The following is a 17,545-nucleotide window of genomic DNA, read 5'->3' on the forward strand; positions in this document are numbered from 1 at the left end:
GTTAGCGAACCGACGCCTCCATCACCAAATCTTGGAACATAGCAGTGCTGAGGTAACGTTCACCAAAAGAAGGCTGAATCATCACGATTAAACGACCTGCATTTTCTGGGCGTTTGGCAACCTGTATCGCAGCGTACAAAGCTGCACCAGAGGATATACCAGATAACAAACCTTCTTCTCTGGCTAAACGCCGCCCATATGTCATCGCCTGTTCATCTTTGACAGTAATGATTTCATCGATTAACTCCGTGCGGAGAATTTCAGGGATAAATCCAGCACCAATACCCTGAATTTTATGTGGTCCTGGGTTTCCGCCAGAAAGCACCGGACTGTTAATTGGTTCCACAGCGATCGCCTGAAAACTCGGCTTGCGACTCTTAATTACCTCAGCAATTCCGGTAATTGTACCACCAGTACCTACACCTGCAATAACTATATCTACCGCCCCATCAGTATCTTCCCAAATTTCCTCTGCGGTGGTTTGTCTATGAATTTTGGGGTTAGCTTGGTTGCGGAACTGTTGTAACATGAAAGCATTATCAGTACTAGCCACAATTTCTTCGGCTTTGCGAATAGCTCCGCGCATTCCCTCAGTACCTGGTGTCAACTCCAAAGAAGCACCATAAGCTCTGAGCATAGCGCGTCGTTCCATACTCATAGTTTCTGGCATAGTCAAAATTAAACCATAGCCACGCGCCGCCGCCACCATTGCCAGTCCAATGCCCGTATTCCCAGAGGTAGGCTCAACTAAAATGCTTTTTCCTGGCTCAATTAGCCCTTGAGCCTCTGCATCCTCTACCATACTTACAGCGATCCGGTCTTTCACTGAAGCTGCTGGGTTCATTCCTTCAAGTTTCACAACAATTCTGGCCACACAGCCCGACTCTTGGGGAATCTTGTTGAGTTGAACTAAAGGAGTTCGTCCAATCAATTCTGTTACGTTCCGAGCAATCCGCATTAATAACTCCTAAAAACCTACTTTGTTACCTAATGTGTGTTTTTATATAACAATTTTAAATATTTTCTCTTTATTCATCTTAGCTCTGATTGGTTGATAAATAAACTTCTAAATTTGTAATTAAATTTAATTTTTGGGTAATTTTAGTTAATTTTAATAGTTTACAAACATCATATGTGCTAGATATTCTGCTAATCCACTTCTTCTGACTCCTGTAGAGACGCCCCGCCGGGGCGTCTCTACGAATCCTTTTATTTTTGAGTACACAAATGCTAGAACCCCCAAAGGGTAAATACTAGTACCATGACTCAAAAATACTAACACCCATACCCCAAAAATTTTTTCAATCTATATCTGATGCCAATTCTAGCCTTTGAGTACCCGCTTAATTAATTTAATAATCTTGATCCAGTGTGGGTAAAATGCCCTCAACAAAGGTGACTGATATAAAAGCTATAGGATTTACGCAGAGATTCCCCTCTACCCCCCTACATTCTCAGGCTTCCACCTAGAGAACGAGGGGGGACTTCTTAAACAGTTACCAGTGAACAGCAAACAGTGATAACTGATAACTGATAACTGCTTGGACAATATGAAGTGTAAACTTATAAAATTCCTCACAGTTTGTTTCGTTACTTTAGTTGTATTTTCTCCTGGGATATTAGTCTTTAGTTTTGTCTGGGAGCAACATCAGTCGCTCGTACAAACACAACATGTCGCTTGTGAAGTTAATCATAGTAGTACTGATATCACATCAACTTCCCAATCAACAGAACTAGAATTGGAGCCAAGTAAAGCTAGTATCAAAAAAAATAATTTTGATATTGTTAAACTTCTCAGTTGTCTTCAACAATATCAAATTTTCAAGATAATGCAATGGATTGTCCTGTTGTTCCCGCTAATCTTAGTAATATCAATTATTGTGTACGATAAATATCTTGTTTATCGCGCTAATATTTTTCAACAACAAGTAGAAATGTTAGAAAAACTATGGCAACACAGTATTGAACAGTAGAGACGCTCCGCCGGAGCGTCTGTACAGGAGATAGCCGATTTACTAATAACGCAATATAAACCTAAAAAATAATCATGACAGAGGAACGCCAAACCCAGTATTTCAATTTAATTGATCGCCTACTTTCTTGCCCTAATGGTAATGAACCGGAAGTTTTACAAGCTCAACCAGAATTACTGGATGCTGGGTTAATACAGACAATGATGCAAGTGGCAACAATGTTTGCTCACGAAGGTAATGAGGATGGGGCAAAGTTTTTAATTCATGTTTCCCGTGAGTTATCTAAGGAATTGGGATTTTATCCTGAAGTTTCAAATAAGGAGTAAAAATGCTTTTGACTTCAACTGACGCTGGACAAATAGCGTTAGAATTTCTCATGGCAGAGTGGAATATTTCTGAAGCTGATAGAGAGTGGTTTGATGTTGTTAACTCTCGTTTGATTGGACAAAGTTGGTACAACGTAGAACTAGCTGTAGCAGGATTGCCAGATCGATGGTACATTCAAGTCTACGATACCGGAGGATGTGACCCCAACTATACATTTATCTCTCCTGTTCATGGCACATGCGGATATACTGACTTGAGAGATTTGCCAGATCTTGTCGCTGAGGTGTTAGTATGTGAGCGCAATTCTCGTTAACAACATCAGTTTAATTTATAAGATCCTGGACTTCATCAGATTCCCGACTTCGTAAAAGTTGTCGGGAATCTTGTTGTAAAATTATAAAAATAAAAAGTAATTTGTTAGATTTAGATGACAAAATAATGTTATATTAAATAAGGTGACAAACCCTACAAAAACTAGTTTTGTCATGATTAGTGAAGACATCCTAGCCAAAGAATTCTTGAGGGTCGTCAATCACTACTACCCAAAAGTAGGAAAATTACTAGATGGCTGTTATGTGAAAGTCATCACCTCCTACTGGGGACGACCGCGAAAACGCCTGCAATATGTAGGAATCTATTGCTCTAAGGAAATCATGCCCTATGTGCAAGCACAAAAATATGTACTTAGAGAAGTAGCAGAGAACATGGGGTTAGTTCAGGTAGTCTTTTTGAATGCTACAAGACTATTACGCGATCCCATGTCAAAGCTCAAAAGTGCAGATCCGCGCATGTGGTTGGATTTACATTTGCTGACAACTTAGAAATAACTGCGATCGCAATGAAAACCGGACTGTTCTGCAATTACGAAAATCATCACTCAATTGCCCAGCAAGCAATTTTCGATCAAGTCGCGTTGATTCTTCACGCCGAAAGTTTGGGCTTTGAGGAAGCCTGGGTAACAGAACATCATTTCAATGAATCCAACCTCAGCCCCTCAATTCTCTTGTTGATGGCACACTTAGCAGGGATAACTTCTACTATTCGGTTAGGTACAGGAGCGGTATTGCTACCGTTTTATAACCCGATTCGCGTAGCAGAAGACATTGCTACACTAGATAACTTGTGTAACGGAAGGCTGATTTTTGGAATAGCTAAAGGTGGTCCTTTTCCCGATCAAAACAGGCACTTCGCTATACCGATGAATGAATCTCGTGCTAGAACTTTAGAAGCAATGGCGTTGATTCATCAGTTGTTATATGAAAAGGATGTGTCATTTCAGGGGCAATACTATCATTGCGATCGCCTCACAATTTACCCAAAACCGTTGCAGCATAAAATTCCCGTCTATGTCGCCACTGGGGATGAAGAGGGTATAGCCTTTGCCGCACAACATTCCTTCAGCCTGATGGGGGGACCACCATTTGCTCTAGAGCGGTTGAAGAATACTATTGCTAAATATAACACCTTCAATTCCGGTGATGTTAACTTTATGTTGGCGCGATTCTTTTTCGTTGCTAAAACAAATGAAGAGGCAGTCAGCGAAGCCATGCCTTTCATTCAAAAATTTAGCAAGAAAATGAAAGCCAATTCTGCTCAAGTTATACAGAATAATCCCAATCAAAACATTTTGCCCTTTGATCGCAACAACATTTGTTTTGACGAGGATTACCTGATTGAGAACTCAATTATTGGAGATGTGGCGACATGTCGGGACAAAATCAAAAAATTTCAAGATGAATTAAACTTAAACACCCTAGCGCTGAAACCCTCATCTTTTGATCTACAAAAAAATGTTGAGGCGTTAACGCGCTACAACCAAGAGGTACGAAGTTACGTATGAAGAAAGAACCCTTTCTCCCCTCAGATGACTTACCACCAACTGAGACTTCACAAATTGACAAAATACTGCGTTTGCAACTGGAGCGCTCCACAGGTAGATGCTTTTTTGAAGCGTGCGATCGCATCACAAGAGCCTTGCTCTCAAGTTGTCAGTGGTATATTACAACAGACACTAACGTCTTGATGTTAGTAATCGATACTCCCGACATAGTAACGTACTGGCACATAGTCAGTAATATTCCTCAAATTGGCAATCGATTAGAAAGGTTTGCCAGTAGCGCCAAAATCCGCGTATATCCTCCTTTTGGCAAAGGATCGCCCTTTGAAATTAGCGTCAATGAAATCTCAGCTTACCGAGATTGGCTTTAATCAAGAGTGCGCCCATCCCCACACCCCTACCTACTCTCATCGCAGTATAGGAAAGTAGCACCTGGAGTGGGGGGGGGGACGAATTGCCTTACCTGTACGTTCAGCAATCATCAGAGAAAGCGGCGACTTCCCAACGTTTCTTTTTACACTATTTTTTTCCAACTCTAGTATAAATTCTTAGTTTTATTGTATACTTTTTATATTATTGTATTGGTGGTTAATTTCCGCTCATAATGATACCTGAATTTGATGAAAACGGTAATCTTCCACCAGGGATTCACTTTTGCGATTGGTTGGAGTTTAAAGAGAGATTTGGTTATACAGATAGACGTGCTTTAATGATTAAAGGGATGTCAGCAGCAATGGCAGAATTAAAAGCAGCTGGATGTAGAACTTTTTATATAAACGGTAGCTTTGTGACAAGCCAACCTAAACCAAGAGACTTTGACTGTTGCTGGGATAGAGATGATGTAGATATAGACTACTTGAGAAAAAATGCACCCCAAATATTAAATTTTTATAATAGTGCAGCACAAAAAGCTAAGTATCAAGGTGAAATATATCCATCAGATCAGCCAGTTGATGAATCGGTAACATCAATAGAATTGTTTCAACGAGACAGAAAGCAAAATCGTAAAGGTATTATAGCTATAGATTTGCAGGAGTGGGAGCCATGATTAAAGACGACTTGCAACTGGCATATTCCAAAGAGTGGGTAGAAAAATTTGAGCGGGCGAATGAAAAACTCCGGGCTAACGAAGAGAAGAGATTAAAAGATCCTGATGGTTGGCAATTAATCCAGGACTCAAACGATGCGCTGCGACAGAAGCTGCTTGATGAAATTACCGAGTATGAAGCGCTGGTTGCCCATGATACCGATCAACCAATAGTACTGGAAATAGAAAATCTTGATTATTTATCAGATTTGTTAATTAAAGCTAGAATAGCTTTTAAGATAACTCACAAGGAATTGGCAGCATTTTGTCAGCGTACAGAGTCAGAGATTAAAATTTTTGAGGATAAAGATTATCAAAATGCTAGCTTTCTTGATTTTATGACAGCACTCGATGCATTAGGAATTAAGCTTGTTAATGGCAAGTTTGTTGCCCAATTAGATGATTATTATAAAGAAAAACTCATTTCTATGCGCGATTCAGAAAATGTGCATATTTCTTTCCAAGCAGCATCTTAAGTCGGCTTGGCAAAAATGCATATAGCTGTGTGTCAAAAGTAAAAATATTCCCCAATTATAGTAAAAGCAGCCCAGTCTCTGGGGCTGGGATGCTTTTTCAGAATACTTAACCACCACAACCACCACAACCACCACAACCACCGTCCCCACAACCACCACTACTTGTATCACCTCCTTCCAGGCTTGAGGAACCACTACTTGTATGACTTCCTCCTCTCGAAAATATGATGATTAAAAATATCAGGGCTAAGATCACCCAAATTAGAATACGCGCTCCGAGGAAAAACAAAATTATACCTGAAAGCCAGACGATTAGGTAAATCGATTTTTGGATAACAGAGTTAAACTTATCATTCTCACGACCTAGAAGCCATAGGAGATATACACCCATGCATAGGCATAATATAACAAGATAACCAACAGGTTTATGTCGATAAAGTCCGATGATTATCCTGGCAATTCCTAGAGAGTATAGGCAAAAAATCGAGAGCAAAGTTAACCAATTTGCAATGCTTTCCCCATCTAAATGTGCTTTATTCGTCTGTAAAAATTCTGACCAAGATGGTGTATAGTCAACAGAATTAATTCCAGAAGGGTAAGTGGAAGGTTTAGCTTTTATCCAACGCCGGAGGGCAAAATCAAATAGAAAACTGGCGATCGCACATAGAATGTAGAACCCAATAAAATCCTTTCCAGATAGATTCAAAATTCCTGTCGCTAAATTAAAAGTCCCCAAACTAAATAAAACAAACATCAGAATGGCAAATAACACTGAAGCAGTACGAAGATCGTTTCTGAATCGTTGTAGTAAGAAGCCGAGAATACCTATAAATAAAATCCCAATACCTCCAACTAAAAGGTAAAAGTTGAAAAATTCAGGTAATGAACGGTTAATTGGATTTGGAAAGCTTGCAAATGCGGGAACATCCCAAGTGATGATACAAATGAGTGCAAGCAGCGACAGCATCCAGACAGCACCCTGACGGAAACGAAACTTGCTCAAAAAACTGAAATCCGACTTTTGGATAATCCAGTTTTGCTTTGTATTGACGCGAACAAAATGAATATCTCTGCCAAACCGAATATGATGAGGCAACCAAATATCGGCTGGTGGCTGTTGGAAAAACCGTTCATAACTTGCCAAAGTTTTACTGTACCAGTCATTAAATTTATACCCTTCATGTTGACCACCTTTTGTAGGATTGTGATGCAAAGGCATTTGTAGAACATGAGGACAGAAATATTCCCAGTAGGAGCGGGTATAAAGAAGGTGTAAATGCCATACTTGATCTACTTGATCTGAAGGGGTGACTGGATGATCGGCAACAACAGCTAAAAATGCAAATTTTTTGTATTCCTCAATCACCCGTTGAGCATATTCAGTTGTCCAATTATTATCCCTGGCAAGGCGTTGAGTGAAAGATAATTTTGCATCAATTTCATCCAATGAGAACTGCTGAATACGCTGATAGAGTTTTAATTCCTGAGTATTCATACATAAATCACTGATATTTGGGCATGAAGCCTCTAAAACATTTCTACTCGTTGGCTTTTACCAATTCCTGAAATGCTTTGCGACGGCTTTATAACTGTATATCTCTAGACACCACAGAAATTATGCAAAAATCTGCGCCACCCAAAGCAAAACCCCAGGCTCATCACCTGGGGTTTACACTGTTTCAAATAAGTGATTCAAATAGGATATTACGAGCGCAAAAAACTCTAGCGCGAGTGTTTTTGATAGAACACCCTGATAACAACCTGGTTAGAGAGTTTTCGCTCAATGAGTATTTATGCAAGACTCATTGATTCACAAGATACTCTGGAATTAAACGTAGTAGTTGCCAAATTGGCACAAAATTAAATTGCGTATTGCGTTAGCCACTTGTACCAATTATCCAACCCAGTGCCTGTCAATGCAGAAACCTGAAAAATCTGAATTTCGGGATTAACCTGCTGAGCGTATTCTATGCAACGTTGAACGTCAAACTGCACGTAAGGTAGTAAATCTATTTTGGTGAGAATCATCATCTCACTTTTTTGGAACATATGGGGGTATTTCATCGGCTTGTCTTCGCCTTCTGTAACAGAGAGTATCACCGCTTTGAGATGTTCACCCAAATCAAATAAAGCTGGGCAAACAAGATTACCAACATTCTCAATCATCACTACCGAGTTTAATGGGGGATTCAGTTGTTCTAATCCCCTTTCTACCATTGCTGCATCTAAATGACAGCCTGTTCCCGTGTTAATTTGGACAACTTTACAACCTGTTTCTTTAATTTTTTGCGCATCATTAGTAGTTTCTTGGTCGCCTTCAATTACACTGATAGTTAATTGATGCTTTAAATCATTGATAGTGCGGGTTAATAAAGTTGTTTTCCCTGAACCTGGAGAACTCATGAGATTTAAAGCAAAAATGTTTCTACCTTTGAACCATCCGCGATTTTGGGCTGCTATTAAGTTATTTTTCGCTAAAATATCTTGCTCTAAAGAAATATTTGTGCTATGGATATGGGCATGAACAGATGCTTCGGCTATGGTGTCGTGACTGTGAGAGTGGGTGATTATCGTGCCGTCAGGTAAGGTGTGAGTGTGATGGTGATGAGTGTTAACACCTTCAAGATTGGTAATTTTTGCTTCAGTATCATCGGAACAGCCGCAGGTTACACACATAATTCCTCTATTTCTATTTCTTTAATTTTTAGTTCTTGCCCAGCTATTAAATCTAAGTGCTTGCTGCCACAATTACAGATGCCAAAGGGTTTTTCTAGGGTAATTTCTGCGCCACATTGGCGACATTTCGCTAATCCTGGTGTTTCTAATATTTCTAATTTGGCGTTTTCTAAAAGTGTGCCTTGTGAACAAATGTCGAAACAAAATCTGATGGCATCTGGCATGATGGCGGTGAGTTTGCCTATTTCTAATAATACTCTTTTTACTTTTTTTTGTTGGGCGTTTTCGGTTACTATGGCTACGATATTTTGTGTGATTCCTAGTTCATGCATGATTTTAATGAACCGCCAAGACGCCAAGAGCGCCAAGAGAAGAATAAAGAGGTGGTATGTAGTTGCGCTTTAGCGCTATATAAGCACCGTAATCAACAAATTCGTGGTAACTGTTCTCCAACTAGCATGTCTAGGATGCGTTCTGTACCAAAGATGGTTTTTAATAGTACAATGCCTGGAGGGGAGGAGGTGACTGAGCCAATTATACAAGCATTTTTTCCGGCTGGGTGGGATTTCATGGCTGAGAGAACTGTTTCAGCGTTTTTGTTTTCTACTACTACTACTAATTTACCTTCGTTTGCTAAATATAGGGGTTCTAAACCAAGTATTTCGCATACTCCTTTGACTTCTTCACGTATTGGGATGGATTGTTCGTTAAGGCGAATTCCTGTTTGAGAGGTTTGGGCAAATTCATTTAATACTGTGGCTAAACCGCCGCGTGTGACATCGCGCATTGCATGAATTTCGGGACATGCTTTGAGGATTGTTTGAACTAAATTATTTAATGGCTGACAGTCACTTTCTATGTTAGTGTCTAATGCTAGTTCCCCACGGGCAATTAATATTGCTGTGCCATGATTACCTATTTCACCATTGATAATTATGGCATCTCCGGGTTGAATGTTACGGGCAGAAATAGCAATTCCTGCTGGGATTATTCCAATTCCTGCGGTGTTAATAAATAGTTTATCTGCTGCACCACGCTCAACAACTTTTGTGTCGCCTGTCACAATTTGCACGCCTGCTTTTTTAGCGGCTACTTGCATACTTTTGGCTACTTGATGTAGGGTTTCTACTGCTAATCCTTCTTCTATTATTACGCTACAGCTAAGATACAATGGTGTTGCACCACTGACGGCTAAATCATTGACTGTACCATTGACGGCTAATTCTCCTATGTCACCGCCAGGAAAAAATAAAGGATCTATAACATAGGAATCAGTGGTAAAGGCTAGTCTATCTCCTTTCTCTGTTAAACTTGCTAATTTGAAGGTTGCTTGGTCTTCTAAGTGGCAGAGAATGGGATTATCAAAGGTATTGACAAAAATATTATCTATTAAATCGCGCATTGCTTTGCCACCGCTACCATGCGCGAGGGTAATATGAGTATCTTGCATACCTTGACGACGATTAACTTTTTGCAAGAGGGGATGCTGTGCTGGATTAGTGGAGGAAATATTCATATTAAATTCTGTTTAAATTGATTAAATTGTGGGGGGAATGTCACTTTCTTTAAAAGGTAGGTTGGGTTGAGGAACGAAACCCAACATTGAGAAAGGCTAGTTATTTGTTGGGTTTCACTATCGTTCAACCCAACCTACTAATACTCATTTAATTTAGGTGTGCAAATTAAATATGCCACTGATACAAAACAAAAAATAGTCATTGCGTCGAAGATTAGTCCTAGAATGGCTATCTGCAAAGCAATTCCACCTTGAGTTGTGTCAACGAACTGTGGTAGGAAAGCTATAAAAAAAAGCGCAATTTTGGGATTAAGTACGTTTGAAAGCACTCCTTGAGAAAAGGTAGTTGTCAAGCTTATTCGTTGCCGAGTGGCAAAGGTATTCTGCTCCTCACGGCTTAAGATAGTACGAATTCCCAAGTAGATTAGGTAAGCAGCGCCAGCGTATTTAACGATGTTGTAGGCTAGGGCTGAAGTCATCAACAAGGCTGAAAGTCCAATGGCAGCTGCTAAGGTATGCACGAGAATTCCAACACAAATTCCCAAAGCAGAGACAATGCCAGCAATTTTTCCTTGTCCAATACTGCGGGCAATGACGTAAAGCATATCAGGACCTGGGGTGATAATCAAGACGATCGCCGCAATGCAGAAAAGGTTTAGGTGAGTAACATTGAGCATAGTTTGCGATTGAATCAGTAGACTTATTTCAGAATAAGCCTTGTTCAGGTGCTTTACGCTCCCCAATGCTGATGTTATGATGCCTTACCGTCAAGAGTACTGCAGTTAACGATGAAATAGGACTTACTTAAGGAGAAATTCAACAATCTACAAGTTGGACGATGGAAAACTTTGTTTGGGGAATGAGGAGATTGGGAGCTTAGTGCGACAGCTAGTCACAAGTACTCTCCTCAAAGGTAAGTAAAAGCTTACGGAGCGAATCTGTTATTAACTTTTGTTCCACTGGTGTAAGCTCAGCAAGCAGTTGCTGCATACTCGCAAAATGAACTGCAATTACTTGATCGATTAAGGTGAGTCCCTCAGGTGTGAGACAAACCAGTACCCCTCGGCGATCGCTCTTGTCTCGACTACGGTAGACTAGCCCTGCTTGCTCTAGTCTGTCAACCCGATTTGTCATTGCTCCTGAAGAAAGCATTACGGATTTATAAAGATCTGTTGGTGAAAGCTGGTAGGGTGCTCCAGAGCGTCGTAGAGTTGCTAGAACTTCAAACTCACCGATGCTTAAGTCAAAAGCTACCAAATTATTTTGGATCTTACGCTCAAAGTGTCTTGCGAGCCTGACTATGCGTCCAATTATACCCATCGCAGACCCGTCAAGATCTGGTCTTTCATCACTCCACTGCTTCAAAATGTAGTCAACGTAATCCATAACACTAAACCAAATTTAGTACTTTCGCCTGATATATCTTTACATCAAGATACTTGACATAAAGATTTAAGCCCAGTATCTTTAAATTAAGATACTTAATTTAGAGATATTTAGGCAAGGCTAGGTAACTTTTTCAAGTGTTGAGACTGTCTTCACCAGAAACTCACAATTGCTGAAAACTCTTTACGAGGACTATCCAATGAATCCAAATCGTGAGGTTGTTGAAGTCGAGAAGACTGACTTCTTTATGCCCTATGCTCCGCTAATACGAGTTAAACACACAGGCGATCTGCTGTTTATTTCAGGAGCAACTGCACTACCGCTCTACCACGAGCATCCACACGAGCATGACAAGTTGAATCCTCCAGATGATGTACGAGAGCAAACGCGCCTCGTGATGGAGAACTTGAAAAAGTGCCTGCAAGCAAGTGGTGCAACATTTGCTGACGTTGTGCGAACGGATGTTTTCGTCACCAACATGGAAGATCAAAATGCCATTGGCGAAGTGATGGAAAAGTATTTCCTCGGAAACTATCCAGCAAGCACCTTAGTTGAAGTGAAGCGGCTAGTTGACAGGCGACTAAAGCTTGAAGTTAGTGCTATTGCAGTGACAAGCGACTCTCAAAGTTCGAGATAGCAGTTGATTTGCGATTGGAGCAGTTTTCGGAGTGATATCTTATGAGTCCTAGAAGCATTTACTTGGTAACAGCACTTATCGGTGGCGCTGTTTTACCCGTTCAGGTTGCTCTTAACGCTTTTTTAAAACGTTATGTTGGTCAGCCAATGCAAGTTACATTTATTTCATATCTTGCTGGCACTCTCGCATCGCTTACTATTTGTTTCTTTGCCCGCTATCCACTTCCTACTTGGACTTCGCTCTCTCAAACGTCATGGTGGATGTGGGTAGGAGGCTGTTTAGGAACTTTGTATGTTTGGTCAACTATTTTTGCCACACCTAAAATTGGGGCAACACTTACATTAGCACTCACAATTGCAGGTCAGATGATTGCAGCACTTTTTTTAGATCATTATGGTGTCATCGGGCTTACCAAATATCCAGCTAGTCCATTACGCATAACAGGAATCGTCTTCGTCATTATTGGGGTTTCTTTGGTTGCTGCTAAAAAATGAACATGGTGCTTATTGCTCATATAGGAATGGCACTTACCACCTTTTTCTGAGCCACCTGAGAAAAGCGACCATACTTGTAATAAGCTGCACAAGCACCTTCGGTAGATACCATGCAAGTACCAATCGGTGTTTCTGGAGTGCAAGCTGTACCAAATACTTTGCATTGCCAAGGTTTTAAGACTCCTTTGAGTATTTCACCACATTGACAAGCTTTATGGTCAGCAACTTTGAGATTAGGAATGGTAAATTTTTGTTCAGCGTCAAATTGAGCATATTCGGGACGAATTTTTAACCCAGAATAGGGGATGTCGCCTAAGCCTCGCCAATCAAAGTTTTCTCGCACTGCAAAAACTTTGTTCATCGCGGCGATCGCCACTTCATTCCCCGTTTTCTCTACCACCCTGTTATACTGATTCTCAACTTCACAACGATTTTCTACCAATTGCTGCATCAACATCCAAATAGATTGAAAAATATCTATTGGTTCAAACCCCGAAATCACAATTGGTTTATGATATTGTTGGGAAATAAACTGGTAAGGGTCAGTACCAATCACCATACTAACGTGACCTGGACCAATAAACCCATCCAGTTGCAAATCGGGATTGTCTAGCAGTGCAGCGAGTGCGGGAATCACAAGTACGTGATTGCAAAACATACTAAAATTATTGATTCCTTCTGCTGCCGCTTGCAAAATAGTAAAAGCTGTGCTAGGCGCTGTTGTCTCAAAACCTAAGGCGAAGAACACAACTTCCTTGTCAGGGTTATCCTTAGCAATTTGCAGACTATCTAAGGGAGAATATACCATGCGGATATCTGCCCCTTGTGCTTTCGCTTGCAACAGACTAGTTTTAGAACCGGGAACCCGCATTGCATCGCCAAAAGTAGCCAAAATAACGTGAGGATTTTCACAGATAGCGATCGCATCATCTAACCTCCCCTTTGGCATCACACACACAGGACAACCTGGACCATGAATTAATTCTATTGCATCAGGCAAAATTTCTTCTATACCATATTTAAATATAGAATGAGTATGACCACCACACACCTCCATTATTTTAATCGGCTGTGCTAACTGGTGGCACAATCTTTCAATTTCATGGAGTAAAGCAACAGCTTTTTGTGGTTCACGAAATTCATCAACGTATTTCATATAAATTGTTAATTGTTAATTGTTAATTGTTAATTGTTAATTTTTTACCATCAACTATTAACTATTAACTAATTCCTCTAATAACTGTAAGGTTACTTTCGCCTCTTCTTCATTAATACGATTCATAGCAAAGCCCACATGAACCAGCACCCAATCACCAACACAAGACTCAGCCGGATGCTGTTCATCAACTATACAAGCAATATTAACTTGACGCCTCACACCACCAACATCAACAACCGCTAATTTCTGTTTAGCGTCAGTTATTTCTGTAATTTTACCAGGAATTCCCAAACACATATTTTCTTCTTCGCGCTCTTCGCGTCTTTGCGGTTCATTAATATTTAAACTGTGCAGCAGCAATGACAGCTTGCCCCAAAGACAAACCACCATCATTACATGGAACTAAGCTGTGAGTTAGCACATTAATACCCAATGCTTCTAAACCCCTAGCAACTTCTTCTAACAAAATACAATTTTGAAAAACTCCTCCTGTTAGTACAACTTGATTTATGACATTTTGCTCACAAAGATATGTAGCAGTTTCTACAATTACTTTAGCCAAGCCTTGGTGAAATTTAGCAGCTATAACTTCTCGAGGTATCTGCTGCTGCAAATCATCAAGCAAAGCCTGCCACATGGGACGCGAGTCTATTAGATAAATACTATCTAATCGTTCAATCTGAAAAGGATAAATAAACGTTTCTTTATGATTATTTAAGATACTTTTATCTACTAAAGCTTCCATTTCTATCGCTGCTTGTCCTTCATAGCTACATTCTTCTCGGCAAATGCCGAGCGCCGCAGCTACAGCATCAAATAAACGTCCAACTGATGAAGTTACAGGTGAGTTGATTCTTTTTTCTATTAGTTGATTGATAAGTTTAAGTGGCTTTTGCTGTAGAAAATTAAACAGTTCTAAATCACTATACTTATTTTGTAATTCTTCCCAAGTAAAGGCCTTGTTTAATTGCGCGTAGGTGTTACGCCAAGGTTCTCTAATTGCTTTTGTCCCACCAATCATGGCTACTGGCTTAAATGTTGCTAAACGTTTAAATTGGTGGTATTGTGTTAATAAAAACTCTCCACCCCAAAGTGTTCCATCTGTACCATAACCTAATCCATCTAAAGCGATACCTAACACGGGGGGCGAATCGAGAGGAATACCATTTTCTGCCATGCAAGCAGCAACATGGGCGTGATGATGTTGGATGTGGTGAACTTTGATTTGATTAGCGGTTGCTAATTCTTTACCCAGTTTTGTGGATAGATATTCGGGATGAAGGTCAATAGCGATCGCTTCTGGTTTATGCTCAAATAAATTTAAGTATAACTTCAGCGTATCCTGATAAGCTTGAAAAGTAGCAGCATTTTCTAAATCTCCCAGATGTTGAGAAAGAATCGCTTGTCCATCACGTAACAGACAAAAGGTATTTTTCAACTCACCGCCCATTGCTAAAATCTGAGATACTTTCTCAAATCCTGGTGGTAAATTAATTGGGGCTGGTGCGTATCCTCTAGCGCGGCGAATTGTTTGCACTTTATCATCTACCACTCGCACTACAGAATCATCTACACGATTGACAATCGGACGATTATGCAGAAGAAAATAATCAGCAATTTCACTTAGCTTTTGCCGCGCTACGTCATTATCAATACATTGTGGTTCATCAGCCAAATTGCCACTTGTAAGGATAATCGGACGATTCATCCGCTTGAGAATTAAGTGGTGTAACGGGGTGTAAGGTAGCATAAAGCCCAGGGTATTTTGCCCAGGCGCAATTAGATTTTGGATTTTGGATTTTGGATTTTGGATTGGATTTTGTTGCTCGTACAGACGCCTTTCGTGCAGACGCCCCGGTGGGGCGTCTCTACACTGCATCAATACAATTGGGGCGGCAGAACTTTCTAATAATTCTCTTTCTTTGGCGTTGATGGTGCCGTATTCCTCAATTACTGTTATGTCTCGCGCCATTAAAGCAAAGGGTTTGCTCCCGCGCTTTTTGCGCTGCCGGAGTTTTTGCACGGCAGTTTCGTTTGTTGCATCACAAGCAAGATGAATTCCACCTAACCCTTTAATCGCGACAATCTCACCCTTTTGCAACAAACTACAGACAGCATCAACATCATCCAACATCGAAAACATCGAAGCTGTAATTGGTTTACCATCAGCACGTTCTAAAGTTACCACCGGACCACAAATATGACAAGCTATAGGTTGAGCATGAAATCGACGATTTTCAACATCTTTATATTCCTGCGCACAATCCGAACACATAGCAAAAGCAGCCATGCTGGTATTTTGTCTGTCATAAGGAATCCTACGAATAATACTCAAGCGGGGACCACAATGAGTACAATTGGTAAACGGATAACGAAAGTAGCGGCTAAAAGGGTCGAAAATTTCTGCTTTACATTGGGGACAAGTAGCCGCATCAGGGGTAATTTCTGTTTTTACTGCACTACTCACACTATCAGTAATGACAAAATCATTAAAAGTAAGTTCTCCTTGGTAAGGCTTGCGTGTCAACTGATGAATTCTTGCTAGTGGTGGGCATTCTTGCTGTAATCTTTGGATAAATTCTTCTATTGATGCAACGCTTCCAGATGCTCTAATTAAGACTCCTTGTCCGTCGTTACAAACTTCTCCACTTAATCCGCAGGCTTTTGCTATACGATATACTGTAGGTCGAAATCCTACTCCTTGAACTGTGCCACGAATTCTGATTTCTTCTATGGGCATATGTTTTGAACCGCGAAGACGCAAAGAGCGCGAAGGAAGAAATACTAAGTTATTTTCCAAAGTAGAATTCGGTTGTTTCCAGAGTCGGCTATTACTGCTGTGTTGCCATATACTTTTATTCCATAGCACCAGTTGAGGCTATCTCGTGTTGGTAGTCCATAATTACGGTTTTCATTTTTCGTGTGAAAATTTAATTGTCCGGCGATCGCATTACTTTCAACACCGGAGATAATTGATTGTGACGAATTCCAACCTAACAATCGGGAGTTACCTGTATCTGCAACAATCAACCACTCATCAGTAGCTGCTACACCATAAGGCATACTGAGACTACTGGCGTTGGGAAAATAAGCGCCTTGGTTCATTTCTACAGCATCAAAACTTTTTTGTCCTAATACTATTGCACAAGGGGTATTATTTTCCGTTGGTACTCCCTGCCAAATCATTACACGGTTATTACCAGCATCAGTGACAACCAGATGTTCTCCCCAAAATGTAATATCATGACACCAACGCATACTCGATGCTGAAGGAGTATTACCGTCGTTTTCATTGCGCGATCGCATATCCGGTTGTCCCAACACTATATCAGCGGGTTGACCATTTTCTTCTGGTAATTGATGCCAAATCAATAACCGACGATTTCCGGTATCAGCAACAAATAGCCGTCCTTGGTGATAAAAAACTCCATAACACCAATATAAAGTATGAGCATCTGCTGAAGATCCTCTATTTGGTTCATTATCAGTAAAATTAGCTTGCCCTAACACCAAATCCGCTGGAACATTACTATCTTCCGGTAACTGTTTCCAAATTAAAATTCGGTGATTCCAAGCATCCGCCACCGCCAATCCTTCTCCACAAGCACAAATGCCAGTCGGTACACTAAAAGTTGCCCTTCCGGGTGACATGCGTGCATTTTGTCCCTCATGGTAAAAATCAGGTTGTCCAATAACCCAATCAGCAGGCTGACTATCTGTTGTCGGTACACGCCATCCTAACAAACGATGATGTCCCGTATCCGAAACCCATAAAGATCCAGAAGATACCAAACAAACACCACGAGGAGCAAACATTTCTTGCCTACTAGGTGCAACAGGAGCCGCCAACTCCCCCGGTGCAACACTCCTACCTAAAATCACCTCAGCAGCTTGGGACGAAAAGAGCATTTTCACCATTTATTTTACTGCAACAATTCTACAGACGCCCCGCCATTGTAGAGACGCTCCGGCGGAGC

The 17,545-nt window shown here is 40.6% G+C and carries 21 protein-coding genes; 10 read left to right on the forward strand and 11 right to left on the reverse strand.

The window, feature by feature from the left end; translation table 11 throughout:
* Nucleotide 1 precedes the first annotated feature (1 nt).
* Entirely contained in the window at nt 2-958 is a 957-nt protein-coding gene (cysK, locus tag ICL16_RS17900) for a cysteine synthase A (RefSeq protein ID WP_190830219.1), read from the reverse strand.
* Nucleotides 959-1,550: 592 nt separating this feature from the next.
* Here cysK and ICL16_RS17905 point away from each other — a divergent pair.
* From ICL16_RS17905 to ICL16_RS17940, 8 genes are all read left to right on the forward strand, one after another.
* Complete coding sequence (locus tag ICL16_RS17905; protein WP_190830221.1) at nt 1,551-1,973, forward strand: hypothetical protein; 423 nt, start codon at nt 1,551-1,553, stop codon at nt 1,971-1,973.
* Nucleotides 1,974-2,047: 74 nt separating this feature from the next.
* A complete protein-coding gene (locus ICL16_RS17910) occupies nt 2,048-2,299 on the forward strand; it encodes a hypothetical protein (RefSeq protein WP_190830223.1) in 252 nt (83 codons plus the stop codon).
* A gap of 2 nt (nt 2,300-2,301) precedes the next feature.
* Nucleotides 2,302-2,613, forward strand: a complete 312-nt coding sequence (locus ICL16_RS17915; RefSeq protein WP_190830225.1) for a hypothetical protein — start codon at nt 2,302-2,304, stop codon at nt 2,611-2,613.
* Between the two features lie 172 nt (nt 2,614-2,785).
* A complete protein-coding gene (locus ICL16_RS17920) occupies nt 2,786-3,121 on the forward strand; it encodes a hypothetical protein (RefSeq protein ID WP_190830370.1) in 336 nt (111 codons plus the stop codon).
* Nucleotides 3,122-3,138: 17 nt separating this feature from the next.
* Nucleotides 3,139-4,140, forward strand: coding sequence for an LLM class flavin-dependent oxidoreductase (locus ICL16_RS17925; RefSeq protein ID WP_190830373.1), 1,002 nt, complete (start codon nt 3,139-3,141; stop codon nt 4,138-4,140).
* A complete protein-coding gene (locus tag ICL16_RS17930) occupies nt 4,137-4,508 on the forward strand; it encodes a hypothetical protein (protein WP_190830227.1) in 372 nt (123 codons plus the stop codon). The genes ICL16_RS17925 and ICL16_RS17930 overlap by 4 nt, the downstream gene beginning before the upstream one ends.
* 233 nt (nt 4,509-4,741) lie before the next feature.
* Complete coding sequence (locus ICL16_RS17935) at nt 4,742-5,185, forward strand: DUF6932 family protein (RefSeq protein WP_190830229.1); 444 nt, start codon at nt 4,742-4,744, stop codon at nt 5,183-5,185.
* Nucleotides 5,182-5,700, forward strand: coding sequence for a hypothetical protein (locus ICL16_RS17940; protein WP_190830230.1), 519 nt, complete (start codon nt 5,182-5,184; stop codon nt 5,698-5,700). The genes ICL16_RS17935 and ICL16_RS17940 overlap by 4 nt, the downstream gene beginning before the upstream one ends.
* Before the next feature lie 106 nt (nt 5,701-5,806).
* Here the strand turns inward: ICL16_RS17940 and ICL16_RS17945 are convergent, their stop codons facing one another.
* The 6 genes from ICL16_RS17945 to ICL16_RS17970 form a co-directional block, all read right to left on the reverse strand.
* Nucleotides 5,807-7,195 carry a hypothetical protein gene (locus ICL16_RS17945; protein ID WP_190830232.1) on the reverse strand — a complete coding sequence of 463 codons (1,389 nt, stop codon included), beginning with the start codon at nt 7,193-7,195 and terminating at the stop codon, nt 5,807-5,809.
* A 365-nt stretch (nt 7,196-7,560) separates the two neighbouring features.
* Nucleotides 7,561-8,376 (reverse strand): hydrogenase nickel incorporation protein HypB, encoded by an 816-nt coding sequence (gene hypB / locus ICL16_RS17950; RefSeq protein WP_190830234.1) that lies wholly within the window; start codon nt 8,374-8,376, stop codon nt 7,561-7,563.
* Entirely contained in the window at nt 8,367-8,708 is a 342-nt protein-coding gene (hypA, locus tag ICL16_RS17955; RefSeq protein ID WP_190830236.1) for a hydrogenase maturation nickel metallochaperone HypA, read from the reverse strand. The genes hypB and hypA overlap by 10 nt, the downstream gene beginning before the upstream one ends.
* Nucleotides 8,709-8,800: 92 nt before the next feature.
* Nucleotides 8,801-9,892, reverse strand: coding sequence for a hydrogenase expression/formation protein HypE (gene hypE, locus ICL16_RS17960; RefSeq protein WP_190830238.1), 1,092 nt, complete (start codon nt 9,890-9,892; stop codon nt 8,801-8,803).
* Nucleotides 9,893-10,029: 137 nt separating this feature from the next.
* Entirely contained in the window at nt 10,030-10,569 is a 540-nt protein-coding gene (locus ICL16_RS17965; protein ID WP_190830240.1) for a LysE family translocator, read from the reverse strand.
* A 211-nt stretch (nt 10,570-10,780) separates the two neighbouring features.
* Entirely contained in the window at nt 10,781-11,278 is a 498-nt protein-coding gene (locus tag ICL16_RS17970) for a MarR family winged helix-turn-helix transcriptional regulator (protein WP_190830242.1), read from the reverse strand.
* Nucleotides 11,279-11,477: 199 nt separating this feature from the next.
* Here ICL16_RS17970 and ICL16_RS17975 point away from each other — a divergent pair, with 199 nt between their 5' ends.
* Both ICL16_RS17975 and ICL16_RS17980 read left to right on the forward strand, forming a co-directional pair.
* Nucleotides 11,478-11,915, forward strand: coding sequence for a RidA family protein (locus ICL16_RS17975; protein WP_190830244.1), 438 nt, complete (start codon nt 11,478-11,480; stop codon nt 11,913-11,915).
* Nucleotides 11,916-11,956: 41 nt separating this feature from the next.
* On the forward strand, nt 11,957-12,409 hold the full coding sequence (locus ICL16_RS17980) for a DMT family transporter (RefSeq protein ID WP_190830245.1): 453 nt from the start codon (nt 11,957-11,959) through the stop codon (nt 12,407-12,409).
* A 16-nt stretch (nt 12,410-12,425) separates the two neighbouring features.
* Here the strand turns inward: ICL16_RS17980 and hypD are convergent, their stop codons facing one another.
* The 4 genes from hypD to ICL16_RS18000 are packed head-to-tail and all read right to left on the reverse strand — an operon-like array spanning nt 12,426 to nt 17,477.
* A complete protein-coding gene (gene hypD, locus ICL16_RS17985; protein WP_190830247.1) occupies nt 12,426-13,565 on the reverse strand; it encodes a hydrogenase formation protein HypD in 1,140 nt (379 codons plus the stop codon).
* 57 nt (nt 13,566-13,622) lie between these two features.
* Nucleotides 13,623-13,865 (reverse strand): HypC/HybG/HupF family hydrogenase formation chaperone, encoded by a 243-nt coding sequence (locus ICL16_RS17990; RefSeq protein WP_190830375.1) that lies wholly within the window; start codon nt 13,863-13,865, stop codon nt 13,623-13,625.
* 37 nt (nt 13,866-13,902) lie between these two features.
* Nucleotides 13,903-16,308 carry a carbamoyltransferase HypF gene (gene hypF / locus ICL16_RS17995; protein ID WP_190830249.1) on the reverse strand — a complete coding sequence of 802 codons (2,406 nt, stop codon included), beginning with the start codon at nt 16,306-16,308 and terminating at the stop codon, nt 13,903-13,905.
* A 44-nt stretch (nt 16,309-16,352) separates the two neighbouring features.
* Nucleotides 16,353-17,477, reverse strand: coding sequence for an NHL repeat-containing protein (locus ICL16_RS18000; protein WP_420485284.1), 1,125 nt, complete (start codon nt 17,475-17,477; stop codon nt 16,353-16,355).
* Between the last annotated feature and the right edge of the window lie 68 nt (nt 17,478-17,545).

The sequence above is a fragment of the Iningainema tapete BLCC-T55 genome, assembly GCF_014698965.1.
GTDB classification, from domain to species: Bacteria; Cyanobacteriota; Cyanobacteriia; order Cyanobacteriales; family Nostocaceae; genus Iningainema; species Iningainema tapete.